Genomic DNA, 792 nt, shown 5'->3' on the forward strand with positions numbered 1-792 from the left:
ATTTTCATGGCGGACCTCTTGGGCAGTTGGTCCGCGCAAGCTGGCCGGCGATGTGGACACGCGATTGGCCCGTTTCAGCAGTTTGCGTGCAGCTTTTCCCCAAGGAGTGCGAAGAGAGGCATTGTCATCGCCTGAGATGCCCGAGCGGCACATGGCCCGGCCCCTTGATGTTCTGCAGCACCAACTGCGTGTGGACGTCGCGCACGCCGTCGAGCCGCATCAGCCGGTGCATAACGAAGGCGTTGAGTTCGTCGACCGACGGCACCATGACATGCAGCAGAAAGTCATGGTCGCCAGTCATCGTCCAGCACGAGGACACCTCGTCCATGCGCTGCACGGCGGCGATGAAGCTTTCGGGCGAGCCGTCGCTGTGGCTGACCAGGCGCACCTGGATGAACACCTCGACCATCAGGCCGACCGCGCGGCGGCTGATCACCGCGGCAAATCCCTTGATGATGCCGGCCTCCTGCAGCGCCTCGAAGCGCCGCGCGCACGGCGTCGTCGACAGGCCGATCTCTTGCGCCAGTTCGGAAACCGGCTTGCGCCCGTCGCGCTGCAGGACATCGAGCATCTTGATCTCGAAATCGTCGAATTGAGGCACTTTCACTCCGATAGAGGGTTTTGTGAGTGGATGTTATCCCAAATATTCCGTTCGAGCCATCATCAAAACCGATTTGCCTCGGCAGATCGGGGTAGCCTTTTCGGCACGTCAGCCATTGATGATTTGCGAGGAGAAAAACCATGACGACGATGAGCGTTGCCGAATATGCCCGCGACTGCGCGGCGCAAGGA

General features: G+C 60.6%; 1 protein-coding gene. It reads right to left on the reverse strand.

All coding sequences use genetic code 11. The features are described 5' to 3' along the window. Positions 1 to 124 precede the first annotated feature (124 nt). Positions 125 to 601, reverse strand: coding sequence for an Lrp/AsnC family transcriptional regulator (locus tag EN939_RS36435; protein WP_027040109.1), 477 nt, complete (start codon positions 599 to 601; stop codon positions 125 to 127). Positions 602 to 792 lie beyond the last annotated feature (191 nt).

The sequence above is a fragment of the Mesorhizobium sp. M7A.F.Ca.CA.002.05.1.1 genome, assembly GCF_003998335.1.
GTDB lineage: Bacteria > Pseudomonadota > Alphaproteobacteria > Rhizobiales > Rhizobiaceae > Mesorhizobium.